This is a genomic window from Flavobacterium sp., assembly GCF_052437795.1.
Taxonomy (GTDB): domain Bacteria; phylum Bacteroidota; class Bacteroidia; order Flavobacteriales; family Flavobacteriaceae; genus Flavobacterium.
Genome location: NZ_JBQVPA010000002.1, coordinates 199553 through 225545 on the forward strand (window position 1 = coordinate 199553; position 25993 = coordinate 225545).

The window sequence follows — 25993 nt, forward strand, 5'->3', positions numbered from 1 at the left end:
CCGGGATGCTGACACATGGTCTCAGTATCCGGGCGCTTCATTAAGCTAAGAGAAATATAATGGGTAAAGTAAAAATATCAAAGAAAAGCACCAGGATAGACATGACCGCGATGTGCGACGTGGCATTCCTTTTGCTATCATTCTTTATTATGACCGCTACCGCCAAGCAGCCTGAGGCTAAGCCGGTAGATACGCCTGAGTCTACAGTGATCGAAAAACTTCCGGATGAGGGGGTTGCTACGATCACCGTGGGACAAAAAGAGGTGTTCTTCATTATGCCAAAGAATATCAGGAGGGCTACGCTTGAGCAGGTTGCTTCTAAATACAATGTGAAGCTGACCGAAGATGAGATCAAGGAATTTGAGAACCTTGAGGGATTTGGTGTTAACATAACACAATTGAGGTCATTGCTTCAGCTTTCTCCTGCCGACAGGGTGAAGGAAGGTGTACAAAAGGGAATTCCTTATGACACGATCAACAAAAATGCTAACAACCAGCTTTTTGACTGGGTTAAGGAAGCAAGGCAGGCACAGCGTAAAATTTTTAGTGATAAATTTGACGCCGGCGAAATTAATGCTGAAGAGTTTAAGGTAAAAGGTGACCTCCAGATCGCTATCAAAGGCGATGCAAAAGAGGAGTACCCTACCATAAAGACCGTTATGGATATCCTGCAGGCCCAGAAGAAGAACAAGTTCTTCCTGGTGACAGGTTTACGAAATGAAGATTTTTAATATTATAAAAAGATAATATAAAATGGCAGAATTAAATACCGGCGGCGACGGTGGCAAAGGCAAAAAGGTAAGAAGTAAAAAATCCAATCCGGGAGTAGACCTTACCGCGATGGTGGACCTTGCGTTCCTTCTTATCACGTTCTTCATGCTTACCACTACGCTGTCAAAGCCACAGGCAATGCCGCTTCCTATGCCGGAGAAAAATCCGGACAAGGTTATTGATGACAACACTAAGATCCCTGAAGAACGCATGATGACGATATTGATCGGTAGCAAGAACAGGATCATGTGGTATATGGGTAAATTTGATACACCAACCATTCCTCCCACCCAAGCATCCTTCGGAAAGGATGGGATCAGGAAAGACCTTCTTAAGAATGTGCAGCTTGGAAAACAGTATGCTGCTAAGGAAGGCAAACCTGAACAAGGACTGGTAGTGAATATTAAAGCGAGTGATAAGGCAAGCTACAAAAACCTTGTAGATATCCTTGATGAGATGGCTATAACCAAGCCACAGCTTTTCGCAATTGGCGACATGACTCCGGGAGAGCTTGACTTGTTGAAGCAATCGAACTCATACGAATAATCCTTACGGTCAACCAAAAAACAGAAAAATTATGTCAAAAATAGGTTTATTTAAAAAGGAATGGATCGACATCGTGTTTGAAGGCCGTAACAAAAAGTACGGTGCTTACAAACTGAGGTCTGAAAGCCCGGTAACGACATCGATAGCCCTGGGCATCGGTATAGTGCTTTTCGTAGGGCTTATCCTTTCGTACCATCTTCCGGGCCTTATTGGCGGGATGATGAAGGAAGAGGTGAAGGAAGATGTAAAGCTTGTAGAGCTTACAGAGCTGCCTGAGCCTGTAGTTGAGGTACTGCCTCCGGAACCTCCAAAGGTAGAGTTGCAGCAGGCGCCCAAGTCTATTGTAGAAGAGATCAAGTTCAAGCCGCTTGAGGCTGCCAAGAAGGAAGAAGTGCCGGACGAGATCCCGGATACGAAAGACTTTAAGGATGCCGACCCAAGCGACAAGAACGCTGAAGCAAGCCCTGAGGGCGACATCAATATCGACAAGCCATCAGGTGATCTTAACAAAGGTGTAGAGCCGGTTGAAGATACAGGTGTTTACGATTCGCAAGGCCTGCAGGTGAAGCCTAACTACCCTGGTGGTATGAAAGGTTTCTATGACTATGTTATGTCCAACTTCAGGGTTCCTGAAATTGAGAATATGAAGCAAATTAAAGTATATGTATACTTTGTTGTTGAGAAAGACGGTACTATGAGTGGCATTAAGGCGCTTAGGGACCCGGGCCACGGCCTTGGTAAAGAAGCCGAGCGTGTACTTAAGTCTATGAAAAAGAAATGGGAGCCGGGAATCCAGAACGGTAAGCCGGTAAGGGCATCTTTCAGCCTTCCTATTACTATCAACATCAGGTCATAATTAAATTTAAGAGATGCTTTCACGAAAAAAATCTCGATACCAAACGCAGAAATCGCCCCAACAGCGATTTCTGCTTGTTTTTGGGATGATCTTCTTCCTGCTTTACTTTATCCTCGGGATCATAGTCATCTTTTGGAAGGAGATTCCTATACAGTTGAGCTCCAACGGCAGGCTGGCCTTCGGGCTGCTGCTCATTGGCTATTCTTTCCTGAGGTTTATTAGGCTCATCCAAAAAAACAATGAAAGAGATGAAGAGTAAGTTAATGCTTTTTGCCTTGCTGTTGTTTTATGCAGGCTTGAAAGCCCAGACCGTAACTAATATACCTCCGGCAGTTAATACTACACAGGTGGAAGACCCCGAATACATGGTCTACGATACTTCCGCGCTTCAGGGAAAACCTGAATACCCCGGCGGCATGGATGCATTCTATAAATTCGTTTCCCAGACCATCAAGGTTCCTCCAATAGAGCCTGAAGAGGATATGAAGATAAAGATCATCGTAACTTTCGTTATTGAGAAGGATGGTACTATTAGCAGCATTAAAGTGCCCCGCGACCCCGGTTACGGAATGGTCGAAGAGGTAAAGCGTGTGTTGCGCCTTTCGAAGAAATGGAAGCCGGGAGAACAGAACGGCAAGCTGGTGCGTACATCTTTTGCCCTGCCGATAATACTACAGATCGAGGGTGTTGGAAAGATAGAGGAACCGAAAGTAAAGGAATAGCATTAAACGCTATTGATGCTGTGGGTACTTCTTTTTGATATATGTAACTATAGAAAAGCCAGAAATAAAATGAAAAATACTATCCGTATATTTTTTGTATGTATTGCCACGGCAGCCATTATTTTTTCCTGTAAGCAGGATACCGATGGCAAGGGCGGATTTGAAGGGGAATCGCTTACTTATGGCAACGCGGCATTTTATGTAGATAATACGATACAGCCCATTGTTGAGGATGTACTGGCAGTTTTCCTTAATGTTTATGGCCATGCACAGATCAAACAAATAAATCTCACTGAAAATGAACTACTGCAGGCCGCCCAAAGGAATTCGGCACGGGTACTTATTATGCCGAGGAAGTTAACCGCAGAGGAAGAAACGCATTTCCGCAACAGGAAAATAGAGCCAAAAGTAACAGAATTTGCCGTTGATGCCATCGCACTTATTACGAACGCAAAAACTACCGATACGCTTATCGATCTGGAGGATGTTTATGCGGCAATGCAAGGCAAAACATCGGCGAGGGTGCCAAAGCTGGTTTTTGACAATCCTAATTCCGGCATCGTAAAAGAGATGATGCGCCTGGCAGGTGTAAAAACATTACCGTCAGAAAATATTTATTCTTTGAAAACTAACGAAGAAGTAATTAAATTTGTACACGATAACCCCGGTTCGGTAGGTGTTGTGGGCGTGAACTGGCTGTTGCAGCCACCTCCGGCACTGTTGAAATATGTGGAGGGTGTTGTGGTTTTGTCAGTTGATAATGTTAAGATCGACAAGGGTGCCAAAAAATATTACAAGCCCAGCCAAAGCAATATTGCCACGGGATCGTACCCGCTCACGCGAAAACTTTATGTGTTAAATTATCAGGGCACGCAGGGCTTGGGCATGGGTTTTGCAAATTACATCAGTGCACCCGAAGGGCAGCGCATCGTGCTGAAGTCGGGGCTGCTGCCGATAACCCTTCCTACAAGGGAAGTGGTGGTGCAGTAATAATAATAGAAACTACTAAATATTAATAGGAGAAACAAAAATGACCAAGATGAAAAATTTCAAGTTCTTAGGTTTATCATTGCTTGTTTTTGGTGTTGCTTCCGCACAGGACGCGAACGAGGCCAAAAAAGCGATCGATGCCGAACAGTACCAAAAAGCAAAAACAACCCTGAAATCGCTTATTGCAAGTTCGCCTGATGAAGGTAAAAATTATTTCCTTCTGGGTGACGTATACATGAAGCAGAACGAACAGGATTCTGCGGCGATCTATTTCAACAAGGGTAAAGCAGTTAAAAACAATCCTGAATATAACAACATCGGCCTTGGCCACCTTGACCTGGATAACGGCAATGCAGCCGGTGCACAAGCTAAGTTTGACGCGGTAGAAAAGGAACTGAAGAAAAAAGATGTGGAGCAGCTGATCTATATTGGCCGTGCATACATCAATTCTGACAATCCGGACTATAAAAAAGCCATCGCTGTGTTGAACAAGGCAGTAGCTAAAGATGCAAAATCGGCGCAGGCTTATCTCAGCCTTGGTGATGCCTACTACCGCGACCGTAACCAGAACGAGGCGTACAGCTCATACAGGACGGCGCTTTCGTTGGATAATACACTGCTAAGGGCAAAACTGCAGATCGGTACCATTACCAAAAATACAAGGGCGGCATTCCCTGAGGCGATCAAGGCTTTTGATGAGATCGTTAAGGCGAACCCAAACTATGGCCCGGTGTACAGGGAGCTTGCAGAGACCTACTACCTGTGGGCTAATACCGAAGGTGGAAAATATACTGAGTATACCAAAAAAGCGCTTGAATATTATGAAAGGTACATGTCGCTTACCGATTACTCCCTAAACTCAAGGATGAGGCATGCCGACTTCCTGGTACTGACACGCGACTGGAAAGCCCTAGAGGCTGAAGCTGCCGCAATGCAGAAACTGGACAGGGTTAACCCTAAGATCCTTCGTTACCTTGCTTACTCAGCGTATGAGAACGGTAACTATGCCGGTAGTCTGACCGCAATGAAGGATTTCCTTGCTAAAGCAGATCCAAAAAGGATCATTGGCAGGGATCACCTGTATCTTGGCCTTGCAAAGCTTGCTACTACAGTTGGTAAAGACGATAAGCAAAATAACATCATTACCGACCAGGCATTGTTTGATGAAGCGATAGTTGACCTTAAGAAAGCTATTGAGCTTGACCCAACACTTATCAGCGAATACAATGAGATAGGCAAGAAACTTTTTGGTCAGAAGCTTTATCGCCCTGCAGCGGCAGTGTTTGAAATAGGCACGACAGTGCCTGATAACAAGAACGCATTCTATGACAACTTCTATCTTGGGTACGCGATATACTACGGCCACCTGAACATGTCGGAGGAAGCACAGAAAACCAACATTGAGAGGCTTAAGACAGGCTCTGCCGCAATGGATAAGGTAATTCAACTTTCGGCTACATCGCAGGATGCCTACCTGTTCAAGGCAAGGATAAACCGCCAGATCGGTACTGATGCTTCCTATGCGGAAATGGCTAAGGCTTATGACAACTACATCAGGGTGGTGAATGAAAAAGGTGCTGAAGAAACATCGAAAGAGGCTGTTAAGAAAAACCTTGTAGATGCTTATTCAAATGCTGCGGCTTATTATGCATTGACAGACAAGCCTAAAGCTATCGACTATTTTACAAAAGCACTGGCTATTGACCCTGCAGATGAATACGCTAAGGGAGAATTGGCGAAGCTTAAGAAATAATTTACTGCTGAATTATAAACAGGACCGTCCCGATACTTTCGGGGCGGTTTTTATTTGTCTGATAATACGTATCTTTGCACCCTATTTTTGAAAACAATGTTGAAGAAGGAAATACAGACAGAAGTTGAAAAAGGCCTGATGCTGCCGCTGATGGAGGAGTTCTACACCATTCAGGGAGAGGGCTACCATACCGGCACCGCGGCCTACTTTATACGTGTAGGTGGCTGCGACGTGGGCTGCCACTGGTGTGATGTGAAGGAAAGCTGGAATGCCGACCTGCATCCGCCAACGAATATAGAGGCCATTGTAGCTAATGCAAAGCAATACTGTAAGACCATTGTAATTACCGGCGGCGAACCACTTACCTGGGACATGGGCCCAATTACGCAAAGGTTGAAGGCCGAAGGAATGAAAACCCACATAGAGACCTCGGGGGCATACACGCTTTCGGGAATATGGGACTGGATATGCCTTTCGCCAAAAAAAACAAAGCTGCCTACAGATTCAGTATATGCCAGCGCCCATGAGCTGAAGGTGATCATCCATAACAGGCACGACTTCATTTTCGCCGAAGAGCAGGCAGCAAAGGTGAATCCCAACGCCATACTCTTCCTCCAGCCCGAGTGGAGCAAAAAGGAGGAAATGACACCGCTGATAGTAGATTATGTAATGAACAACCCTAAATGGCGTGTGTCATTGCAAACGCATAAGTATCTGAACATACCGTAAGCAACTGCTTATTGAAAATATGACCCGGGCACTGTCCCGGGTTTGTTTTTATACTGTCAGCCGAGCCAAATAATCATAATGCTCACCTTCCATAACTAGTTCGCAATTGAGGCCATTGGCATGTGCGGCATTTTGTAGGGTATTATAGTCAATGTACAGCCAGTCGAACGTTTCTTCAACCTCGCCTTTGTACTTTACCGTAAAAGTTACTTCGCCATAGTAATCTACATCCGAAGGTATCCACTTGCCGCCATCCTCATCTTCATCGAACATGTAGATGATATCTGAGGAGTCAATCAGTATCTGCCCGTTCGGGTGTAGCAGTGATTTCAGTTTTTCAAGATAGGTACTGATGTTCTTCAGTTTTCCGAATATGCCTGTGCCGTTCATCAGGAGAATGATAGTGTCAAACTTTTGGTTTTCCAGTTCGAGTACGTTTATGCATACAGCATTTTTTACCCCTCGTAGACAGCAGGCTTCAACAGCGTTCGGAGATATGTCGACTGCCATTATCTCCAGTCCCTTTTGCAGGAAAAGGGCATGGCTACCCGCGCCGCACCCAACATCGAGCACGCGTCCCTTTGCTATCATAAGTGCTTTTTGCTCTATTGCCGGCATGGACTTATAATCCCTGAACAGGTAGGCTACGCTCATTTCATCTTCTTCAGATATTGAGGTTTCGGTAATGAGGTCTTGCGGATCATTGCCGGTTTGATAGTCTAATATGGCTTTCCCGAAAAGGTCTTTCATTTTTTTATACTTTTGCCACAGATTGATAAATGACTGCGGAATGGAGGATTTTTTAAGGCAATTGCCGAAGCTTGCCAAAGATAAGAATAACGAGAATAAAAAGTTTTTCGATAAGCTTAAAAAGAAAACGCCCAAAAACCTGGATTATGTAATGCAGGAATTGCACGACAGGGAGTTTAAAAAAGACTACTGCCTGGATTGTGCTAACTGCTGTAAAACGACCGGGCCGCTGTTTACCCTGGCCGATATCGAGCGCATTGCAAAGCACCTTCGCCAAAAGCCGCAGCAGTTCATCGATAAGTACCTGCGCATCGATGAGGATAACGACTATGTACTGCAAAGCGTACCGTGCACCTTTCTCGATAGCGAGAACTATTGCCTCATTTACGACGTTCGCCCCAAGGCCTGCCGCGAGTTCCCCCACACCGACAGGAAAAAGTTCCAGCAGATCGCGAACCTGACAATGAAGAATGTGGCGATATGCCCCGCGGCTTACAATATTGTGGAGGAGATGAAAAAGAAGATCGTTGTTTAATCATATTAATTATTGGCTTATATTTGGGTAGCATTACCAATATGAAAGAAACATACATCACAAGAGCCATACTCAAAGACTACCTTACGATTAAAGAGGTAGATATCACTTTTAATAAGGATATCAACATCATCATCGGGCAGAATGGGACAGGGAAGACGAATTTTATAAATTATTTGGGTGAGTCACTTGGTCCTTTAGGTGAAATAGACAATAATAATGACAGTCATATTCATTTTATTTCATCTGACAAGGAATTCTTAAAAACATTGTATTTGTCGAAGTATATTGGAGATGATTTTCTTCCTAAGGAAACTGTACGTATTCAGTTATATCAAGGAGAATGGGAGACAAATGAAGTGGTAGCCCATAATTTGGTACCTATTAAAATCTTACACGGGATACCTCAAAATTATTATGTTGCTGACGAACCAATAAATGATATCGTAAAAAAAATCACAAATGGCTATAGGGTCTTTGCAAATAATAGTAATGCGATATCGTCAGAAATAGGTGTTAACTATTTATATCATGCTATCCTTCATCCAAAAGAAGATAATTGGGATATTAATGATTCACTTATTGAGCTTAATGAAAATCTTGCTGATTATACCAATATTCATAAAGTGAGAATTGGGATTAATTCAAAAATAGTTGAAATAACCAAAGATGAAGTAAACTTTAATAATCTTTATCTTGAATATCTTGTGAATGGGGAGTGGCTTTTATTCAAACAATTATCAGACGGAACTAAGCGACTTTTTTATGTTATTTCTGAAATTTTGATGGGAAAGCGTTCAATAGTACTGCTCGAAGAGCCGGAACTCGGCCTGCATCCGCACCAACTTTATAAACTGATGGAATTTGTAAGGGAGATGTCAGATAGGCACCAGTTCATCATTACAACCCATTCTCCAATTGTCCTAAATATGTTGCAAAAAGATGAACTTGACAGCATCATAATAGCAACCATTGAGAAAGGTTCAACGAAACTGAATCATCTTAAGGAAGAGCAGATTGAGAAAGCAAAGGCATACATGGATGTCGCCGACCTTAGCGATTATTGGATGCATTCAGATTTAGAGAAGGCATGAAAGTAGGACTTATAGGTGAGAATCCGAATGATACAATTGGGGTTGCACAACTGCTTCTACAATGCCATCCCCACTATTATGTTCCGGTGCTGAAGCGGAGGACAGGTGGGCAATTGGACAATGTAAAGTTTACTAAGCTTTTCGAAATAGAATTAAAAACCGGTCAATTTGACCTATTGATTTTCGTCAGGGATCTGGATGGGTTTGAAAATGATGCTCCTAAAATGCAGGCAAGGCAAAAATGGTTCAATAACCATAAAGTTTTATTCAATGGAGAATCTTTATACCTGCTGAACATCCAGACCCTTGAAGCGATATTTTTTTCCGACATTGAAAGCCTGAACAAAATTTTTAAGCTAAAACTGAAGTTCAAAAATCCGCTTCAGATTGATAACCCCAAGAAAGAACTGATAAGGTTAACTTCGGAAAAATATAAGGAAAGCCGATCGGCCGACTATATGGCAAGGCTGGATTACGCTACAGTTTTAAAGAATTACCCACCTTGGAAAGTGCTGGATGATTATTTTAAGAAAAACCGATGAAAACCTACCGCTCCAAGATCGACCTGTGGCTCTTCATCCTTATCTTCGGCATATTGGGTGGTATTATGATCGAGGGAGTCATACGTAAGGATTGGCTGGTACTGGCGATGATCCTTCCCGTGATAGGTTTCATTGCCTATTTAATGTATTCCATTAGGTATATCATCAATAATGATGTACTCGAAATACGTACCTGGATATTGGGGGCGACAAAGATCCCCATCTCAGGGATAAAGTCGGTAGAGAAAACCAATAATCCCCTGAGTGCCCCTGCCATGTCACTCAAAAGGCTGGAGGTATTGTACGGAAAGTATGACTTTGCCCTTATTTCCCCACAGGATAGGGATACTTTTATAAGTGACCTTCTAGAAATAAACCTGGATATACTTATTAAAGGTTAAACATAAGTTCCTTCTTTTCAATTTGTGTGATTATTGTAAATCGTGTCAAAATTTTAAATCCCTTAAATACCACTGCAACGATTTTTTTATAGTTTTACGGCAAATTACAAATATGGCAAAACTCACAGCCCTCAAGCCAATGCTTTATACCCGCGATCTGAAGGGGACCATAGCCTTTTATACCGAAGTGCTGGGGTTTACTTGCGGTGTGTTCGAGGAAAGCCTGGGCTGGGCATCCTTTGAAAAGGATGGGATAGAGATGATGGCCTGCCTGCCTAATGCGCACATCCCTTTTGATACGCCTGTGTTCACGGGTTCGTTCTATATTACCACTGATGATGTGGATGCGCTTTGGGAGGAATGGAAAGGCAAGTGCCACATTTGCTACGACATTGAAACTTTCGAATATGGCATGCGTGAGTTCGCACTATATGACAATAACGGCTACCTGTTGCAATTCGGGCAGGAAATAAACCAATAAACCATGAAACTATTACGCAACATGCTGATCATTGCAGTCTTTTCCATGGGGCTGTCTGCGCTTTTCTTCTATAGGAATAACAATGTGGTAAAAACAGCCTCCTGGGCCGATGAGATAGGCGAGATCGCTACGGTAGGGTTATTCATCTTCATCTTTACTTTCGTGCTGTACCTTATTGCGCGTACTGCGATGAAGGGTGCAAAAGCCGTAACAAAGAAAAAGCCCTCCAATACGGAAGGCCCTCAGGTTTAAGCGGCAAGTTCTTCGGTGGCGTGCTGCTTCAGTTCGCCTACAAAGCTCTCAATGCTGTGGATCTTGTCTTCCACATATTCCAGCAGCCCTTCTATCTTGTCCCTAAGGCTCTCGAAGAAGGCAATAATATCGTCTACATATCCTTTTGCCCTATCGATAAGGCCGAGGATCATTTCGATAAAGTCGTTTATTTTTTCTGTAATATTCATGGCAGTATGTTTTAAGATTAATACAACTGAAAATTACGAAACCCTCACGGGAAGCGGAAACACTTTGTAAAAACATTATGATTTATCTTGTGATCTTGGAACGCGGAACGCCGATCGGGCGGAGCGGCACAGATCTTACGAACAATTCCCAGGGGTAAATATTTTTAGGCCTTATCCGCGTCATCCGCGTTCCATTCTTTACCTGTAGATCAAATACTTCTTCCGCATCTTCTTGAAATCCGAAATACCATCTTTCCAGCTGTCGCGTATGTCATCTTCATCCATGCCGCTTTCTATCTGCCTGCGCAGTGTTTCCGTACCGGCAAGCTTGGTAAAGAATGATGTAAAGAAAACCGATTTATCCCTGGTCTCCTCATAGGCTTTCAACAGCCATTTCAATTCCAGTTTCTTTACTTTGGACGCATTGCTCAGGTCTTCGCCAAAGCACAGTTTCCCTTTTTGCGGAGGTTCTTTGGACCCCTCATTGGGCATGGGCGTAAAGCTGAAGCCTGTATCAGGCAGGTCGGGCGAACCATATATCTGGAACTGCTTATCGGTGCCGCGGCCAAGGCTCACGTTAGTACCCTCAAAAAAGCACAGGCTGGCATAGAGGTTAATGGCCTTGTCGTTCGGCAGGTTGGGCGATGGCTTTACCGGCAGGTGGTAAAACATACTGCGCTTATAGTTAAGGCATGGTATCACGGTCAGTTCGCACTGCACGCTGTCCTTCAGCCATTTTTCCCCGTTTATCATTTTACCATATTCACCTATGGTCATGCCGTGCAGCACAGGTATCGAATGCATGCCGATGAAGCTGTTATGCTGCTTCTCGAGTATCGGCCCATCGATTATGGCACCATTGGGGTTTGGCCTGTCAAATATTACCAGCGGCAGGTCCTTTTCGGCGCAGGCCTCCATGATGTAGTGCAAAGATGATATGTAGGTATAAAATCGCGCTCCCACATCCTGCAGGTCAAATACCAGTATGTCGATGCCATCCAGCTGCTCTGACTTAGGCTTCTTATTGTCACCGTAGAGGGAGATGATGGGCAGCCCGGTCTTGGTATCCTTGCCGTCCTTTATCAATTCACCTGCATCGGCAGTGCCGCGGAACCCATGCTCTGGAGCATATATTTTTTGCACGTTCACTTTGCTGTCAAGCAAAAAGTCGACCACGCTCATCATTCCTTCGGGGTTAGTGTTCAGGGTAATGTTCTTGGCCTCAGGGCGGTCTTCAATGTAGCGTACGATACCGGTCTGGTTGGTCACTACACCTACGCGCTTGCCTTCCAGCAACGGGAGATAGGCGTCGAAGTTGTCGGCGCCGGTAATGATGTCTTTTTTATCGTTTTTGGCTTTTAATGAGATCTGCCTGCCCTTCGGTCCGTCTTTCAGGTGCGGGGTAGTGGTAGGGCGCATCGATTTTCCGCACGCCACCATAAATAGTATTGAGAATAAAACTGTACTTTTGAAAAACGAATTATATACCATACCCGTTTGAATTTAGAATATTTCATAGCCCGGAGGCTGGTTTCTGCAAAAAGCCATAAAAGTAGTATATCTGCGCCAATTATAAAAATCGCTATCATTGCCATAGCCATTGGCATCACCATGATGGTGGTCGCGGTGGCCACAGGGCGCGGGCTTCAGGACAAGATACGCGAAAAAGTATCGGCTTTCAACGGGCATGTCATCATCTCTAATTTTGACGATAACCAGTCGGAGGTAAGTGTTGAGCCTTTATCCATAAAACAGGATTTTTACCCTAAGTTCACTCAGGTGCGGGGCGTGCAGCATATCCAGGCGGTAGCTTCCAAGGCGGGTATCATCCGGACTGAAAAGGCGTTCGATGGAATTGTCTTTAAAGGCGTAGGCAAGGAATACAAGTGGGATATTCTGGAGGAATACATAACAAAGGGCAAAAAGCCCAACCTCAATGCCACGCTCAACAATGAGGTTATTTTATCCGAATATTTAGCGAACCGGCTTGAACTTAAAGTTGGCGACGAGTTCAATACCTACTTTATGAAGGAAGATGGCAACGGTATGCCGAACCTCAGGCGTTTCAAGCTGGTGGGGATCTATAATTCCGGTTTCCAGGAATTCGACGCGGTATATGTCATTGGTGACATCCGCCATGTACAGCGCATCAACAAATGGCGCAATGGCGAGGTTGGATCTTTCGAGGTCTTTATCGATGATTTTGATGAGATCGACCAAAAGGGCAGGGAGGTCCACGAAGCCATACCGTCTACGCTCGAAGCACGAACCATAAAGCAGAAATACTTTAATATTTTTGAATGGCTTACGCTGTTCGACGTCAATATCATGGTCATCATCGTCATTATGGTAGTCGTGGCTACTATCAATATGATCGTGGCATTGCTCGTGCTTATTTTAGAGCGTACACAAATGGTGGGCATGCTCAAAGCGCTTGGGGCGAACAATTGGAGCGTGCGAAAAATATTCCTGTACAATGCAGCCTACCTTATCATAAAAGGCCTGCTGTGGGGCAATGGCATCAGCCTCGGGCTCATCCTCATCCAGAAATACTTCGGCGTGATCACCCTGCCACCCGAGAATTACTATGTAAGCGTGGCACCGGTAACCATCGATGTGCCGGCGATCCTCCTCATAAATATAGGTACGATAGTAGTATGTGTAACGCTATTGCTGATCCCGTCCTATATTATCACCAAGATCTCCCCGGTAAAGGCGTTGCGCTTCGATTAAAAGCAACACAGGCAATGCTGATCTTTCGGATCTACACTGATCTTCTTCAGGAGCGAAAGGCTCGGGCATTTTCAGCAGGCGCAATTCCTGCCCTCGCCTTTATCCCTCCACTGCGTTACGGGGATACCGGCTCGTTCAGGGCTATGTGGCTTTCTTTTTCGTTTGTCGGTATAGAATAGGGCTGGGTGAGGCCATAAAAAAAAGCAGCTAAACGCTGCTTCTCTCCAAAATATTGTATTACTTATTTGTTCGGCTTGATGAGCAGCGCGTACGGATACTTTTTCCTGATGTCCGCCAGGTTCTTTTCTGCCTCAAAGCGCGTCCTGAAATTGCCTACCCATACTTTATAAGTAGGGCTCTCGAACACAATGGTTCCGTCCAGGGTTTTGAACTCCCTTTTAAAGTCAGAAAGTGTTTTGCGTGCCTTGTCATTCTCTCCGTAGAATATTTGGATCTTATACTTCTCATTTACAGAGATAGACGCATTTATCTTGCGTTTTTCGGCCAAAAGCTGTTCAAATTTGCTGTCCTGCACAACGGTCACCTTATTCTCCTGTGCATGGCTTTTTATTCCTGTCAGCGACAGTAAAATTATCCCCGAAAATAGCAGGCCCGATTTTAAAATTCTCATAATGAAGTGTCTTTACCACAAATGTACGATATATTGCAATATCTGCCTAAACCGATTTTATTTAGAATTATTATAAATTATCCCTTAAGATTTATTTAAGGTTTGAGAATAACTATGAAGTCGTATTTTTGTGGGAGTTTTTGAAAAAGCATGGGCATTCCATGTCATGCATTGAAAAAATCGTACCAATTATGTCGATAATCATTTTTAATATGAAAAAAGTGGGTAACCATACTTCGTTTTCAAGAATTTTATTGTTCTTCCTGGCGTTATCGCTCACCATTCCCTTTACATCATTTGCACAGGAAACGGCGGCTCCGGCTACCGAGGCTGCTGCCCCTGCAGATGCTGCCGCGGCTCCGGCTGCCGGTGCGGGCGACCCTGTAAAAGGTAAGGAGTTGTTTAACAGTCTGTGTGCCGCGTGTCACAAGCTTGATGCCAAATCGACAGGGCCTGCCCTTCGTGGTGTGGCAGATAAGCATGACCGTGCATGGCTTTACAAGTGGATCCATAACAGCAGTGAGATGATCAAGGCTGGTGATCCTGCCGCGGTAAAGCTGTTTGCTGAGAACAACAACTCGGTAATGACGCCATTTCCGCAATTAAGTGAGGGCGATATTGATAACATTTTGGCGTATACGTCTGCTCCGGCTCCTGTAATTGAAAAAAAGGATGCTCCGGTTGCGGCGGCGGCTGAAGGTGGTTCGTCAAATACGCTTATCCTTGGTGCATTGGTATTGGTACTTGTTGTGCTTATAGTAATGCTTGTATTGGTGAACAGGACCCTTCGTCGGGTAGCTGCCGCCAATGGTGTTGTGGTGGTTACAGAGCAGCGCACTTCGCTTTGGAGAGCATATGTAAAAAACCAGTTCCTTGTATTGGTTACGGCGATACTTCTTCTTTTGGCATCATCGTACTTCCTATACGGTTACCTGATGCAGATCGGTGTTGACCAGGGCTATGAGCCGGTTCAGCCGATACACTTCTCGCACAAGATACACGCCGGCGACAACGGCATCGACTGTAAGTACTGCCACTCTTCCGCAAGGGTGAGCAAAGCTTCGGGCATACCTTCCCTTAACGTATGTATGAACTGTCATAAGAATATCAATGAATTTGCCGGTGATAAGGATTCGGTTTATGTAGACCATTCAAAAGAATTCTACAGCGGCGAGATCAAGAAACTTTATGATGCAGTGGGATGGGATCCGGCTACTCAAAAATATACCGGAAAACAAAAGCCTGTTAAATGGGTCAGGGTACACAACCTTCCGGATTTCGTTTACTTTAACCACTCTCAGCACGTTTCTGTTGCAGGTGTAGAGTGCCAGACTTGCCACGGCCCTGTAGAGACCATGGAGGTTATGAGGCAGCACGCGCCGCTAACCATGGGATGGTGTGTGAACTGTCACCGCGAGACCGATGTTAAGGTAGAGGGTAACGAGTACTACACTAAAGTCCATGATGAGCTTGCTAAAAAGTATGGCAAGCAAAAGCTTACCGCAGCTGACATGGGCGGTACCGAGTGTGGAAAATGTCACTATTAATCAATCTATAAGAAGCTAAATATCTGTATATAACATGGCATCAAACAAAAAATACTGGCAAAGTGTTGAAGAGCTCAATGAAAACAGCTCTATTGTTGAGACGCTAAGAAACAATGAGTTTGTTGAGGAGATACCTACTGATGAGTTCCTTGGTAATAAGGAAGTTTTGGAGTCATCATCAACAAGCCGTCGTGACTTTTTGAAATATGTTGGGTTTACCACTGCGGCGGCATCACTTGCTGCGTGTGAGGGGCCTGTTACAAAATCAATACCTTACGTAGTTCAGCCGGAAGAGATCATTCCTGGCGTTGCTGATTATTATGCAACAACGATCGCTGATGGTTTCGATTTCGCGAACGTACTTGTCAAAACCCGTGAGGGCCGTCCTATCAAAGTTGAGAACAACAGGCTTCCGGGTGCAAAATATACTGCCAACGGCAGGGTGTACGCTTCGGTGCTTTCACTTTATGACAGCATGAGGCTTAAAGAGCCGATGATCGCTGAAAAGCCTGCTACATGGGAAGCAGTTGATGCTAAAGTTAAAGAATCGCTTTCGCAGGCAGCTGCGGGCGGCGGACAGGTAGTTCTTCTTACAGGTACTATGGCCAGTCCGTCTACAGATAAACTTATTGCCGAATTCGGTGCAAAATACCCTGGATTCAAACATGTGGTATATGACGCTGTTTCTTCATCTGAAGCGCTTGATGCCTTCCAGATGGTATATGGCGAAAGGGCGCTTGCTGATTATGATTTCGGTAAGGCTGATGTTATCGTTTCTGTTGGTGCCGATTTCCTTGGCGACTGGCAGGGTGGTAACTACGATAGCGGCTATACTATGGGCCGCATCCCTTCAAAAGGAAAAATGTCAAGGCATATCCAGATAGAGGCTAACATGTCGCTAACGGGTTCGAATGCTGATAAGCGTATCCCGCTTACAGTGACCGAGCAGAAATATGCCCTTGTAAAAATATATAATGCTGTTACAGGCGCCGGAGTAAGTGTTCCTGCCATCGGGAATGCTGCTTACGAAAAAGCCGTAACCGCTGCTGCTGCTGAGCTTAAGGCTAAAGGTTCAAGGGGTGTTCTCGTAACTGGCCTTGATGATGTTAACGCGCAGCTTCTTGCCATAGCCATTAACAATGCACTGGCTTCAGAAGCTTTCAGGCCGGGTGCTGCCCGCCTTACCCGCAAAGGAGATGCCAAAGCAGTTGCACAGCTTGTTAACGATATGAAAGCGGGTGCTGTACATACGCTTATCATGAGCAATGTAAACCCTGTGTACACATTGCCTAACAGTGCCGACTTTACAGAAGGCCTTAAAAAAGTAAAACTTTCGGTTGCATTCTCGCTTAAGGCAGATGAAACCGCCTCAAGATCAAATATTGCTGCCGCTGCGCCACACTACCTGGAATCATGGGGAGATGTGAGCATTGCAAAAGGTAGCTATGCCATTACCCAGCCAACCATCCGTCCGCTGTTCAAAACAAGGCAGTTGCAGGATGCGCTATTAGTATGGTCGGGCAGTTCGCAAAACTTCTACGATTATGTAAGGGCTACTGCTCCTGCATGGTCGGCAGGAAAATCATGGAATCAGCTTGTACACGATGGTGTGGCAATGGTTGAAGTTCCTGCTACTGCTACAGGCGCCGGCGCTGACTATAATGGTGCGGCATCTAAGCTTGCTGCGGCTAAAAAAGGAAACGGGCTGGAGCTTGTACTTTATACAAAAACAGGTATGGGTGACGGCCAGCAGGCGAACAACCCATGGCTGCAGGAATTCCCGGACCCGATCACCAGGGTATCATGGGATAACTACATCACCGTTTCTAAAGCCGATGCCGAAGCGCTTGGCCTTGAGAACTGGAACGTAGCCAATGGTGGTTTGAACGGAAGCGTGGTTACTGTAAAAGTAGCCGGTAAAGAGCTTAAAGACGTGCCGGTAGTAATACAGCCGGGCCAGGCTAAAGGCACCGCGGGCCTTGCCCTTGGATACGGTCGCCAGGCAGCCATGCAAAAAGAAATGCAGGTAGGTGTAAACGCTTACACACTATATAATAATTTCAATTCCTTCCAAAATGTTGAGTTGAGCAAGCAGGGCGGCGAGCATGAGTTCGCCTGTGTTCAGCTTCAGAATACATTGATGGGTAGGGGAGACATCGTTAAGGAAACTACACTTAAGACCTTTAACGAGAAAGATGCTAAAGAATGGAACATCATGCCTGTTGTATCATTCAACCATGAGGAAGTTCCTGCAGCATCTATTGACCTTTGGGAGTCATTCGACAGGACTACAGGACACCACTTCAACCTTTCTATAGACCTTAATGCCTGTACAGGTTGTGGCGCGTGCGTTATCGCATGCCACGCTGAGAACAACGTACCGGTAGTAGGTAAATCGGAGATCAGGAGGAGCCGCGATATGCACTGGTTGCGTATTGACAGGTATTACTCTCACGAAGAGACTTTCGCAGGCGATGTTACGCTTAAAGAAAATACTTCAGGCTTATTCGACTCTGTATCTACGTTCAGTGCAATGGAGGATCCGTCAGAGAACCCTCAGGTCGTATTCCAGCCTGTAATGTGCCAGCACTGTAACCACGCTCCTTGTGAGACCGTATGTCCGGTAGCTGCGACTTCTCACGGCCGCCAGGGCCAGAACCACATGGCTTATAACCGTTGTGTGGGTACACGTTACTGCGCTAACAACTGTCCGTACAAAGTACGCCGTTTCAACTGGTTCCTTTATAACAAGAATAACGAGTTTGACTACCACATGAACAACGACCTTGGCCGTATGGTACTTAACCCGGATGTGAACGTTCGTTCAAGGGGTGTTATGGAGAAATGTTCTTTCTGTATCCAAATGACGCAGGCTACTATACTTACAGCTAAGCGTGAAGGGCGCCAGGTACGTAAAGATGAGTTCTACACAGCGTGTTCTGAGGCTTGCGGTACAGGTGCAATGGTATTTGGCGATGTTAATCATAACGAAGATCCTATCGTTGCGCTTAAGGAAGATGACAGGGCTTACCACCTGCTAAGCCAGATCGGGACCAAGCCGAATGTATTCTACCACGTAAAAGTGAGGAACACATAGTTAGAAGAAATATTAATAAGAAACAAGATAAAGGATTATGTCGTCTCATTACGAAGCACCCATTAGAAAACCTTTAATTATAGGTGACAAAAATTACCACGATGTAACAGTTGATGTTGCAAGGCCGGTGGAAGGCAGGGCCAACAAGCAATGGTGGATAGCATTTTCCATCGCGCTTGCCGCTTTCCTTTGGGGCGTTGGTTGCGTTGCTTATACAGTTGGAACCGGTATCGGTACATGGGGTTCAAATAAAACAATCGGCTGGGCCTGGGACATCACCAACTTCGTTTGGTGGGTAGGTATCGGCCACGCCGGAACACTTATCTCTGCGGTACTTCTTTTGTTCCGCCAAAAGTGGAGGATGGCGATCAACCGTTCTGCGGAAGCGATGACCATCTTCTCGGTTATACAGGCAGCGATGTTCCCCGTATTCCACATGGGCCGTCCATGGTTAGCGTACTGGGTAATGCCTATCCCGAACCAGTTCGGTTCGCTTTGGGTTAACTTCAACTCTCCCCTTCTTTGGGACGTATTCGCGATCTCGACCTACCTTTCGGTATCATTGGTTTTCTGGTGGACAGGACTTCTTCCTGACTTTGCAATGCTTCGCGACAGAGCCATTACACCTTTTACAAAAAGAGTTTATTCAATAGTAAGTTTCGGATGGAGCGGCCGTGCCAAAGACTGGCAGCGCTTTGAGGAAGTATCATTGGTACTTGCCGGACTTGCGACACCACTTGTACTTTCTGTACACACCATTGTATCTTTTGACTTTGCCACGTCGGTTATACCGGGCTGGCACACTACGATCCTTCCGCCATACTTTGTTGCGGGTGCGATCTTCTCAGGTTTCGCGATGGTAAATACCCTCCTTATCATCATGAGGAAGGTGTCAAATCTTGAAGCATACATTACTATCCAGCATATCGAGTTGATGAACATCATCATCATGATCACAGGATCGATAGTAGGTATCGCCTATATCACTGAACTTTTTGTTGCCTGGTATTCAGGTGTTGAATATGAGCAGTATGCGTTCCTTAACCGTGCTACCGGTCCTTACTGGTGGGCATATGCACTGATGATGACGTGCAACGTGATATCTCCGCAGGTAATGTGGTTCAAAAAGATCAGAACAAGTATCTATGTTTCATTCGTTATCTCTATCGTTGTAAACATTGGTATGTGGTTCGAGCGTTTCGTGATCATCGTTACATCGCTTCACAGGGATTACCTTCCGTCATCATGGACGATGTTCCAGCCAACATTTATTGACGCGGGCTTCTTTATCGGAACCATAGGCTTCTTCTTCGTATTGTTCCTTCTTTACTCAAGGAGCTTCCCTGTCATCGCACAGGCAGAGGTGAAGTCGATCATGAAAACATCGAGCGAGACCTACAAGAAGAAATGGGCTGCAGAAGGCCATGGACATGACAATCATTCACATTCAGAAAATAACCATCACTAAGAACCATGAGTAATAAAGTTATACATGTATTGTACAATGATGATGATATCCTGATGGATGCAGTAAGGAAGACACGCGCTGCGCATCATCACATTGAAGAGATCTATACGCCTTTCCCGGTTCACGGGCTTGATAAGGCCATGGGCCTTGCACCAACAAGGTTAGCTATCTGCGCATTCTTATATGGTTTAGTGGGGCTTTCGGTAGCTACCACCATGATGTGGTTCATCATGATCCAGGACTGGCCTCAGGACATTGGCGGCAAGCCAAGCTTTACCTACATTCAGAACATGCCGGCATTCGTACCGGTAATGTTCGAAATGACAGTATTCTTCGCGGCTCACTTAATGGTGATCACCTTTTACATGAGGAGTAAGCTATGGCCTTTTAAAGATGCGGAGAACCCGGATGTAAGGACAACTGATGACCACTTCCTTATGGAGGTTGCCGTTCACGGCGACGTAGACCAGATGGTTTCCTTTTTTGAAGGCACACATGCTGTGGAAGTGAAAGTAATTGAAAAGCATTAAGAGAAAGTATGAAAGCGATATATAAAATAGCATTACTTGCAGTAGCATCGGCATCGCTTACTGCCTGCTTTGACAAATCGGCACCCAACTACCAATACATGCCGAACATGTATGAAGCTGTACCTTATGAAACGTATTCGGAGCATGCCGTATTCCCTAACGGGAAAGAGGGCCAAATGCCCGCAGAGGGTTCTATTCCGAGGGGATTCGTTCCTTACGAGATACCTAATACTACTGAAGGATACGAGGCTTCCAAAGCCAACACTTCGCCGCTTGACTCTGTGGGCTTTGATGCCGCAAGGGCAGAACAGCTGTTCACGATATACTGCGCCATTTGCCATGGTGATAAAGGTGATGGAAAAGGAAACCTGCCTAAGAGGGAGAAATTCCTGGGCGTACCAAGCTATAAAGACAGGGTTATCACTGAAGGAAGCATATTCCACGTAGAGACTTACGGCCTTAACAGCATGGGGTCTCACGCTAACCAGCTTACGCAGGAAGAGCGTTGGCAGGTAGCCCGCCACGTGATGGATCTTAAGAGCAAATTATAATTGTAGAACACTGAAAGCATAAAGTATGTACACATTTTCAAGTAGATTAAAAACTTTTGCGTTCGTCCTGATGATACTTGGTATCCTGGGGATAGGCTATAGTTTTTTCACTGCACCAAAGAGTATTGAAGACGTAGAGAAAATTGTTGCGGAACAGGATGCACACGGCCACCACGGTGATGCCCATGCTGCTCCTGCGCACGATGCACACGGTTCTGCAAAAGAAGAGCACAAAGCGGAAGAGCACGCAGCACCGGCTAAACCTGCCGATACACAACACGCTGTTGCTGTTGACTCTGCACATAAAACAACTGATTCAGTTCATGCTGAGGCTGCTGTTGCTGCCGGCCATGACGATCATGACCACGCAGGCCACGACCATGCCGCCGATCCGCACGGTAATGAAGCTCACGACCACACTACGCACGCTAAAGCTGCCCACGGCCACGATGATGCCCATGCAGCTCACGCTGAGCACCAAAAACACATGGACCACATGCTGCACCAGTTGCAGAACAAGCCATGGTCCGCTGTGTATGTTGCCGCATTGTTCTTTATGCTGATCTCACTTGGAGCGCTTGCGTTCTATGCCATACAAAATGCTGCTTCTGCGGGTTGGTCGCCTGTATTGTTCAGGGTTATGGAGGCTATCTCGGCTTACCTTGTTCCGGGAGCCATTATCGTATATGTACTTTTAGTACTTGGAGCGCTTGACATGCACCATATCTTTATTTGGATGGATGCGAAAGTTGTAGCTCACGACCACCTTATCCAGGCGAAGTCGGGCTACCTTAATAAAACGTTCTTCCTTATCAGGGCCGCTATTTTTATGGGTGGCTGGATATTATACCGTCAGTATGCAAGGAAAAACTCCCTTGCTCAGGACGAATCGAACGATAACAGCTATTACAAGAAAAACTTCAAGGCATCTGCCGGTTTCCTTGTGTTCTTTATCATTACTGAGTCGATCATGTCATGGGACTGGATCATGTCGGTTGACCCACACTGGTACAGCACATTGTTCGGATGGTATGTATTTGCAAGTTTTGTAGTGAGCGCGGTGACCGTTATTGCAATGGTAACGATCTACCTTAAATCTAAAGGATACCTTGAGTATGTCAACACAAGCCACCTTCATGACCTTGCAAAGTTCATGTTCGGCTTCAGCGTATTCTGGACGTACCTTTGGTTCTCTCAGTTCATGCTTATATGGTATGCTGATATACCTGAAGAAGTTACTTACTTTAAGACACGTATTGAAGATTATAACCTTCCTTTCTTCGGAATGGTGGTGCTTAACTTCGTATTGCCGATACTTATCCTTATCAATTCTGATTTCAAGCGTTTGACATGGATCATTGTTATGGCAGGAACGATCATATTGGCAGGCCACTACATGGATTTCTTCAACATGATCATGCCGGCTACCGTAGGCGACCAGTGGTTCATCGGTGCGGGTGAGATAGGCGCGATACTGTTCTTTATGGGCTTGTTCATACTCGTGGTGTTCACTGCGCTTACAAAGGCTCCGCTATTGGCAAAACGCAATCCGCTTATTGAGGAAAGCAAGCATTTTCATTATTAATATTTAAACAAATAAACAGATGACTAGTTTATTGGTAATTATAGTTTTAGTTTTATTAGGCATTGCGATATGGCAGTTAACTAAAATATTCCAACTTACCCAGATAGGTTCGGCTAAAGCTTATGAAGACGGAATGTCTGAAGTAGCCACCGATAAGGATAATAATGTAAATGGATACCTGATGTTCGCCTTTGTAGGCTTCATCTACATCGTTACTATTTTCTCATTGTGGAAATACGGCCACCTGGTACTGGGTACTCCGGCCTCTGAGCATGGCCCGCAGGTAGATAACCTTATGGCTATCTCTATGGCGCTTATTTTCTTCGTGCAAACGATCACGCAGTTCCTTCTTCATTACTTTGCCTTTAAATACAGGGGCAAACAAGGGAAAGTTGCTTTTTATTATGCCGATAACGACAAACTTGAGTTCATCTGGACCATTATACCGGTGATCGTTCTTGCAGGCCTTATCCTTTACGGATTGTATGCATGGACCAACATCATGTTTATTGACGAAGAAAAGGAAGATACTATTTTTGTTGAAGTGTATGCCAAGCAGTTCAGCTGGGAAGTGCGTTATTCCGGTAAAGACGGTGTTCTTGGAAAAGCCAACGTTCGTTATATTGAAGGTGTGAACACGATGGGTGTTGACATGTCTGACAAAAATGCACAGGACGATATCACTGCTACCGAGCTTCACTTGCCAAAAGGAAAACAGGTAGTGTTCAAGTTCCGTTCCCAGGATGTTCTTCACTCGGCCTACATGCCGCACTTCCGCGCACAAATGAACGTGGTGCCTGGTATGGTAACTGAATTCGCATTCGTTCCTACCGTTACTACTGACGAGATGCGCCAAGATCCTGCCATCATGAACAAAGTGGCTAATATCAATAATATCAGGTCTAAGAAAAGCGCCGAGCTTGTAGCCGATGGCAAACCTGCACTTGATCCTTATACTTTCGACTATTTGTTGCTTTGTAACAAGATATGTGGCCAGTCACACTACAATATGCAGATGAAGATCGTTGTTGAGGATGATGCCGATTTCCAAAAATGGCTTGATAGCAAGGAAACACTTGCTTCGGCGGTTAAGAAATCTAAAGAAGATGCAGCGAAGGGTACTGACACAGGAGCTCCGATGTCAGAAGGGGAGGCTCCGGCTGGAGAGAATGCTACGCCATCACCAACAGACACAGTTGCTGTTAAGCCAAAAGCAATAGCACAGGTAACAAAACAATAATTCTTTTTAAATATATTCAAATTAAAGAAATATGTCAGCAGAAGGACACGAAATACACGGCCACGACGATCACGGTCACCACGATGAGCACCACCACCATAAAGATACCTTCATAACGAAGTATATCTTTAGCATCGACCATAAGATGATTGCCAAGCAGTACCTTATTACAGGTATACTGATGGGTATTCTTGGTGTGGGAATGTCACTTTTATTCCGTATGCAGATCGCATGGCCGGAAGAATCGTTCAAGGTATTCGATATTTTCCTGGGTGAGAAATTCGCTCCGGGAGGCGTAATGCGAAACGATATTTACCTGGCCCTTGTAACCATACACGGTACTATCATGGTATTCTTTGTATTGACGGCAGGTTTGAGCGGTACATTTAGTAACCTCCTCATTCCGTTGCAGATCGGTGCACGGGATATGGCATCAGGTTTCATGAACATGATCTCATACTGGTTATTCTTCATTTCGACCCTTATCATGGTAATGTCATTATTCGTAGAGGCAGGCCCTGCATCAGCGGGTTGGACGATCTACCCGCCGTTGAGCGCACTTCCGCAGGCAATACCAGGCTCTGGTGCCGGTATGACGCTTTGGTTGGTTTCGATGGCAATATTCATCGCGTCATCACTAATGGGTTCACTAAACTATGTGGTAACGGTTATCAACCTTCGTACAAAAGGTATGTCGATGACAAGGCTCCCACTTACAATATGGGCGTTCTTCATTACTGCGGTTATCGGTATCATTTCATTCCCGGTATTATTCTCTGCAGCATTACTATTGATATTTGACAGGAGCTTCGGTACATCGTTCTTCCTTTCAGATATATTCATTGCAGGTGAGGTATTGCACTACCAGGGAGGTTCTCCTGTACTGTTCGAACACCTTTTCTGGTTCCTTGGACACCCTGAAGTTTACATTGTACTTCTTCCTGCACTTGGTATCACGTCAGAAATTATCGCGACCAACTCACGTAAGCCTATCTTTGGTTACCGTGCGATGATCGCCTCCATACTTGCGATTGCATTCCTTTCAACGATAGTTTGGGGCCACCACATGTTCATCTCGGGTATGAACCCGTTCCTGGGCTCGGTGTTTACCTTTACAACACTATTGATCGCGATACCATCAGCTGTAAAAGCATTCAACTACATCACGACCCTTTGGAGGGGTAACCTGCAGCTTAATCCTGCGATGTTGTTCTCCATCGGCCTTGTATCAACGTTCATCACAGGTGGTCTTACAGGTATTATCCTTGGTGACAGTACGCTGGATATCAACGTGCACGATACCTATTTCGTTGTAGCTCACTTCCACCTTGTAATGGGTATCTCTGCACTATACGGCTTCTTTGCCGGTGTGTACCACTGGTTCCCTAAGATGTTCGGAAGGATGATGAACAAAAACCTTGGCTACATCCACTTCTGGGTAACGGCAGTATGTGCTTATGGCGTATTCTTCCCGATGCACTTTGTAGGTATGGCCGGCCTTCCTAGGCGTTATTATACCAACTCCGCTTTCCCATTGTTCGATGACCTTGCCGATGTTAACATACTTATCACGATGTTCGCTATCATCGGTGCTGCATTCCAGTTGGTGTTCCTTTGGAACTTCTTCTACAGCATCTTCCGTGGCAAGCGTGCACCGCAAAACCCATGGAGGTCCAACACTCTTGAGTGGACTACCCCTGTAGAGCACATCCACGGTAACTGGCCGGGCGAGATCCCGGAAGTATACAGGTGGCCTTATGACTACAGCAAGCCGGGCCATGACGAAGACTTCGTTCCGCAAACTGTTCCGTACAAGGAAGGCGAGGAGCAGCTTCACCACTAGGATTCGATCTTACTCAATTATACAAAGGCGGCAGGTTTTTACCTGCCGCCTTTTTTGTTTATATTGAAAGTGTGACGTCGTTATCCTCATTGCGAGCGGACGAATTGAGCGCGGCGATCTTTTATTCGTAAATAATA

The 25993-nt window shown here is 45.2% G+C and carries 27 protein-coding genes; 23 read left to right on the forward strand and 4 right to left on the reverse strand.

The annotated features are described in order from the left end of the window. The first annotated feature begins 59 nt into the window (after nt 1-59). The 8 genes from ACT6R0_RS07560 to ACT6R0_RS07595 all read left to right on the forward strand — a co-directional run bounded on the left by ACT6R0_RS07560 (nt 60) and on the right by ACT6R0_RS07595 (nt 6367). The gene (locus tag ACT6R0_RS07560) at nt 60-731 is read left to right on the forward strand and encodes an ExbD/TolR family protein (protein ID WP_444652932.1); all 672 of its coding nucleotides are present in this window, start codon (nt 60-62) and stop codon (nt 729-731) included. 22 nt (nt 732-753) lie between these two features. Further along, nucleotides 754-1317, forward strand: a complete 564-nt coding sequence (locus tag ACT6R0_RS07565) for an ExbD/TolR family protein (protein ID WP_444652930.1) — start codon at nt 754-756, stop codon at nt 1315-1317. 31 nt (nt 1318-1348) lie between these two features. Beyond that, nucleotides 1349-2173 carry an energy transducer TonB gene (locus tag ACT6R0_RS07570; RefSeq protein ID WP_444652929.1) on the forward strand — a complete coding sequence of 275 codons (825 nt, stop codon included), beginning with the start codon at nt 1349-1351 and terminating at the stop codon, nt 2171-2173. Nucleotides 2174-2186: 13 nt separating this feature from the next. Then, a complete protein-coding gene (locus ACT6R0_RS07575; RefSeq protein WP_444652927.1) occupies nt 2187-2432 on the forward strand; it encodes a hypothetical protein in 246 nt (81 codons plus the stop codon). Beyond that, on the forward strand, nt 2422-2895 hold the full coding sequence (locus tag ACT6R0_RS07580; RefSeq protein ID WP_444652925.1) for an energy transducer TonB: 474 nt from the start codon (nt 2422-2424) through the stop codon (nt 2893-2895). Before ACT6R0_RS07575 ends, ACT6R0_RS07580 begins: the two co-directional genes overlap by 11 nt. A 69-nt stretch (nt 2896-2964) precedes the next feature. Continuing rightward, on the forward strand, nt 2965-3885 hold the full coding sequence (locus ACT6R0_RS07585) for a PstS family phosphate ABC transporter substrate-binding protein (RefSeq protein WP_444652924.1): 921 nt from the start codon (nt 2965-2967) through the stop codon (nt 3883-3885). Nucleotides 3886-3934: 49 nt separating this feature from the next. Continuing rightward, nucleotides 3935-5638, forward strand: coding sequence for a tetratricopeptide repeat protein (locus tag ACT6R0_RS07590; protein WP_444652923.1), 1704 nt, complete (start codon nt 3935-3937; stop codon nt 5636-5638). Nucleotides 5639-5734: 96 nt separating this feature from the next. Continuing rightward, nucleotides 5735-6367 carry a 7-carboxy-7-deazaguanine synthase QueE gene (locus ACT6R0_RS07595; protein WP_444652922.1) on the forward strand — a complete coding sequence of 211 codons (633 nt, stop codon included), beginning with the start codon at nt 5735-5737 and terminating at the stop codon, nt 6365-6367. Between the two features lie 48 nt (nt 6368-6415). On the opposite strand, the gene ACT6R0_RS07600 is transcribed toward ACT6R0_RS07595, so the two are convergent. Continuing rightward, nucleotides 6416-7117, reverse strand: a complete 702-nt coding sequence (locus ACT6R0_RS07600; RefSeq protein WP_444652920.1) for a class I SAM-dependent methyltransferase — start codon at nt 7115-7117, stop codon at nt 6416-6418. A gap of 40 nt (nt 7118-7157) precedes the next feature. Here ACT6R0_RS07600 and ACT6R0_RS07605 point away from each other — a divergent pair, with 40 nt between their 5' ends. From ACT6R0_RS07605 to ACT6R0_RS07630, 6 genes are all read left to right on the forward strand, one after another. After that, nucleotides 7158-7652 (forward strand): YkgJ family cysteine cluster protein, encoded by a 495-nt coding sequence (locus ACT6R0_RS07605; RefSeq protein WP_444652919.1) that lies wholly within the window; start codon nt 7158-7160, stop codon nt 7650-7652. A 41-nt stretch (nt 7653-7693) separates the two neighbouring features. Next, nucleotides 7694-8746 carry an ATP-dependent nuclease gene (locus tag ACT6R0_RS07610; RefSeq protein ID WP_444652917.1) on the forward strand — a complete coding sequence of 351 codons (1053 nt, stop codon included), beginning with the start codon at nt 7694-7696 and terminating at the stop codon, nt 8744-8746. Then, nucleotides 8743-9288 carry a hypothetical protein gene (locus tag ACT6R0_RS07615; protein ID WP_444652916.1) on the forward strand — a complete coding sequence of 182 codons (546 nt, stop codon included), beginning with the start codon at nt 8743-8745 and terminating at the stop codon, nt 9286-9288. Before ACT6R0_RS07610 ends, ACT6R0_RS07615 begins: the two co-directional genes overlap by 4 nt. Continuing rightward, nucleotides 9285-9689 (forward strand): PH domain-containing protein, encoded by a 405-nt coding sequence (locus tag ACT6R0_RS07620; RefSeq protein ID WP_444652914.1) that lies wholly within the window; start codon nt 9285-9287, stop codon nt 9687-9689. Before ACT6R0_RS07615 ends, ACT6R0_RS07620 begins: the two co-directional genes overlap by 4 nt. 112 nt (nt 9690-9801) lie before the next feature. Then, the gene (locus tag ACT6R0_RS07625) at nt 9802-10170 is read left to right on the forward strand and encodes a VOC family protein (protein WP_444652913.1); all 369 of its coding nucleotides are present in this window, start codon (nt 9802-9804) and stop codon (nt 10168-10170) included. A gap of 3 nt (nt 10171-10173) precedes the next feature. Further along, nucleotides 10174-10422 carry a hypothetical protein gene (locus ACT6R0_RS07630; protein WP_444652911.1) on the forward strand — a complete coding sequence of 83 codons (249 nt, stop codon included), beginning with the start codon at nt 10174-10176 and terminating at the stop codon, nt 10420-10422. Here the strand turns inward: ACT6R0_RS07630 and ACT6R0_RS07635 are convergent. Then, nucleotides 10419-10631, reverse strand: coding sequence for a hypothetical protein (locus ACT6R0_RS07635; protein WP_444652910.1), 213 nt, complete (start codon nt 10629-10631; stop codon nt 10419-10421). The genes ACT6R0_RS07630 and ACT6R0_RS07635 overlap by 4 nt on opposite strands. A 198-nt stretch (nt 10632-10829) precedes the next feature. Continuing rightward, entirely contained in the window at nt 10830-12122 is a 1293-nt protein-coding gene (locus tag ACT6R0_RS07640; protein WP_444652909.1) for an exo-beta-N-acetylmuramidase NamZ family protein, read from the reverse strand. 6 nt (nt 12123-12128) lie between these two features. Between ACT6R0_RS07640 and ACT6R0_RS07645 the strand changes: the two genes are divergently transcribed. Continuing rightward, the gene (locus ACT6R0_RS07645) at nt 12129-13364 is read left to right on the forward strand and encodes an ABC transporter permease (RefSeq protein WP_444652908.1); all 1236 of its coding nucleotides are present in this window, start codon (nt 12129-12131) and stop codon (nt 13362-13364) included. A 241-nt stretch (nt 13365-13605) separates the two neighbouring features. On the opposite strand, the gene ACT6R0_RS07650 is transcribed toward ACT6R0_RS07645, so the two are convergent. Further along, on the reverse strand, nt 13606-13995 hold the full coding sequence (locus ACT6R0_RS07650; RefSeq protein WP_444652906.1) for an SPOR domain-containing protein: 390 nt from the start codon (nt 13993-13995) through the stop codon (nt 13606-13608). Nucleotides 13996-14207: 212 nt separating this feature from the next. On the opposite strand from ACT6R0_RS07650, the gene ACT6R0_RS07655 reads away from it, so the two are divergent. The 8 genes from ACT6R0_RS07655 to ACT6R0_RS07690 are packed head-to-tail and all read left to right on the forward strand — an operon-like array spanning nt 14208 to nt 25856. Continuing rightward, nucleotides 14208-15542: a cytochrome c3 family protein gene (locus tag ACT6R0_RS07655; RefSeq protein ID WP_444653190.1), complete on the forward strand. Its 1335-nt coding sequence runs from the start codon at nt 14208-14210 to the stop codon at nt 15540-15542. A 34-nt stretch (nt 15543-15576) separates the two neighbouring features. Then, nucleotides 15577-18639, forward strand: a complete 3063-nt coding sequence (locus ACT6R0_RS07660; protein WP_444652905.1) for a TAT-variant-translocated molybdopterin oxidoreductase — start codon at nt 15577-15579, stop codon at nt 18637-18639. 37 nt (nt 18640-18676) lie between these two features. Next, on the forward strand, nt 18677-20107 hold the full coding sequence (nrfD, locus tag ACT6R0_RS07665; protein ID WP_444652903.1) for an NrfD/PsrC family molybdoenzyme membrane anchor subunit: 1431 nt from the start codon (nt 18677-18679) through the stop codon (nt 20105-20107). Between the two features lie 5 nt (nt 20108-20112). Then, complete coding sequence (locus ACT6R0_RS07670) at nt 20113-20637, forward strand: DUF3341 domain-containing protein (protein WP_444652902.1); 525 nt, start codon at nt 20113-20115, stop codon at nt 20635-20637. 8 nt (nt 20638-20645) lie between these two features. Beyond that, a complete protein-coding gene (locus tag ACT6R0_RS07675) occupies nt 20646-21188 on the forward strand; it encodes a c-type cytochrome (RefSeq protein WP_444652901.1) in 543 nt (180 codons plus the stop codon). 25 nt (nt 21189-21213) lie between these two features. Then, the gene (locus tag ACT6R0_RS07680; protein WP_444652900.1) at nt 21214-22773 is read left to right on the forward strand and encodes a quinol:cytochrome C oxidoreductase; all 1560 of its coding nucleotides are present in this window, start codon (nt 21214-21216) and stop codon (nt 22771-22773) included. Between the two features lie 19 nt (nt 22774-22792). Further along, the gene (locus ACT6R0_RS07685) at nt 22793-24013 is read left to right on the forward strand and encodes a cytochrome c oxidase subunit II (protein WP_444652899.1); all 1221 of its coding nucleotides are present in this window, start codon (nt 22793-22795) and stop codon (nt 24011-24013) included. Nucleotides 24014-24044: 31 nt separating this feature from the next. Beyond that, a complete protein-coding gene (locus ACT6R0_RS07690; protein ID WP_444652898.1) occupies nt 24045-25856 on the forward strand; it encodes a cytochrome c oxidase subunit I in 1812 nt (603 codons plus the stop codon). Nucleotides 25857-25993 lie beyond the last annotated feature (137 nt).

What these genes read in the sequence shown, in the direction of transcription:
- ACT6R0_RS07560 (WP_444652932.1), top strand. Translation starts at nt 60, where the DNA reads ATGGGTAAAGTAAAAATATCAAAGAAAAGCACCAGGATAGACATGACC.
- ACT6R0_RS07565 (WP_444652930.1), top strand. Translation starts at nt 754, where the DNA reads ATGGCAGAATTAAATACCGGCGGCGACGGTGGCAAAGGCAAAAAGGTA.
- ACT6R0_RS07570 (WP_444652929.1), top strand. Translation starts at nt 1,349, where the DNA reads ATGTCAAAAATAGGTTTATTTAAAAAGGAATGGATCGACATCGTGTTT.
- ACT6R0_RS07575 (WP_444652927.1), top strand. Translation starts at nt 2,187, where the DNA reads ATGCTTTCACGAAAAAAATCTCGATACCAAACGCAGAAATCGCCCCAA.
- ACT6R0_RS07580 (WP_444652925.1), top strand. Translation starts at nt 2,422, where the DNA reads ATGAAGAGTAAGTTAATGCTTTTTGCCTTGCTGTTGTTTTATGCAGGC.
- ACT6R0_RS07585 (WP_444652924.1), top strand. Translation starts at nt 2,965, where the DNA reads ATGAAAAATACTATCCGTATATTTTTTGTATGTATTGCCACGGCAGCC.
- ACT6R0_RS07590 (WP_444652923.1), top strand. Translation starts at nt 3,935, where the DNA reads ATGAAAAATTTCAAGTTCTTAGGTTTATCATTGCTTGTTTTTGGTGTT.
- ACT6R0_RS07595 (WP_444652922.1), top strand. Translation starts at nt 5,735, where the DNA reads ATGTTGAAGAAGGAAATACAGACAGAAGTTGAAAAAGGCCTGATGCTG.
- ACT6R0_RS07600 (WP_444652920.1), bottom strand. Translation starts at nt 7,117, where the DNA reads ATGAAAGACCTTTTCGGGAAAGCCATATTAGACTATCAAACCGGCAAT.
- ACT6R0_RS07605 (WP_444652919.1), top strand. Translation starts at nt 7,158, where the DNA reads ATGGAGGATTTTTTAAGGCAATTGCCGAAGCTTGCCAAAGATAAGAAT.
- ACT6R0_RS07610 (WP_444652917.1), top strand. Translation starts at nt 7,694, where the DNA reads ATGAAAGAAACATACATCACAAGAGCCATACTCAAAGACTACCTTACG.
- ACT6R0_RS07615 (WP_444652916.1), top strand. Translation starts at nt 8,743, where the DNA reads ATGAAAGTAGGACTTATAGGTGAGAATCCGAATGATACAATTGGGGTT.
- ACT6R0_RS07620 (WP_444652914.1), top strand. Translation starts at nt 9,285, where the DNA reads ATGAAAACCTACCGCTCCAAGATCGACCTGTGGCTCTTCATCCTTATC.
- ACT6R0_RS07625 (WP_444652913.1), top strand. Translation starts at nt 9,802, where the DNA reads ATGGCAAAACTCACAGCCCTCAAGCCAATGCTTTATACCCGCGATCTG.
- ACT6R0_RS07630 (WP_444652911.1), top strand. Translation starts at nt 10,174, where the DNA reads ATGAAACTATTACGCAACATGCTGATCATTGCAGTCTTTTCCATGGGG.
- ACT6R0_RS07635 (WP_444652910.1), bottom strand. Translation starts at nt 10,631, where the DNA reads ATGAATATTACAGAAAAAATAAACGACTTTATCGAAATGATCCTCGGC.
- ACT6R0_RS07640 (WP_444652909.1), bottom strand. Translation starts at nt 12,122, where the DNA reads ATGGTATATAATTCGTTTTTCAAAAGTACAGTTTTATTCTCAATACTA.
- ACT6R0_RS07650 (WP_444652906.1), bottom strand. Translation starts at nt 13,995, where the DNA reads ATGAGAATTTTAAAATCGGGCCTGCTATTTTCGGGGATAATTTTACTG.
- ACT6R0_RS07655 (WP_444653190.1), top strand. Translation starts at nt 14,208, where the DNA reads ATGAAAAAAGTGGGTAACCATACTTCGTTTTCAAGAATTTTATTGTTC.
- ACT6R0_RS07660 (WP_444652905.1), top strand. Translation starts at nt 15,577, where the DNA reads ATGGCATCAAACAAAAAATACTGGCAAAGTGTTGAAGAGCTCAATGAA.
- nrfD (WP_444652903.1), top strand. Translation starts at nt 18,677, where the DNA reads ATGTCGTCTCATTACGAAGCACCCATTAGAAAACCTTTAATTATAGGT.
- ACT6R0_RS07670 (WP_444652902.1), top strand. Translation starts at nt 20,113, where the DNA reads ATGAGTAATAAAGTTATACATGTATTGTACAATGATGATGATATCCTG.
- ACT6R0_RS07675 (WP_444652901.1), top strand. Translation starts at nt 20,646, where the DNA reads ATGAAAGCGATATATAAAATAGCATTACTTGCAGTAGCATCGGCATCG.
- ACT6R0_RS07680 (WP_444652900.1), top strand. Translation starts at nt 21,214, where the DNA reads ATGTACACATTTTCAAGTAGATTAAAAACTTTTGCGTTCGTCCTGATG.
- ACT6R0_RS07685 (WP_444652899.1), top strand. Translation starts at nt 22,793, where the DNA reads ATGACTAGTTTATTGGTAATTATAGTTTTAGTTTTATTAGGCATTGCG.
- ACT6R0_RS07690 (WP_444652898.1), top strand. Translation starts at nt 24,045, where the DNA reads ATGTCAGCAGAAGGACACGAAATACACGGCCACGACGATCACGGTCAC.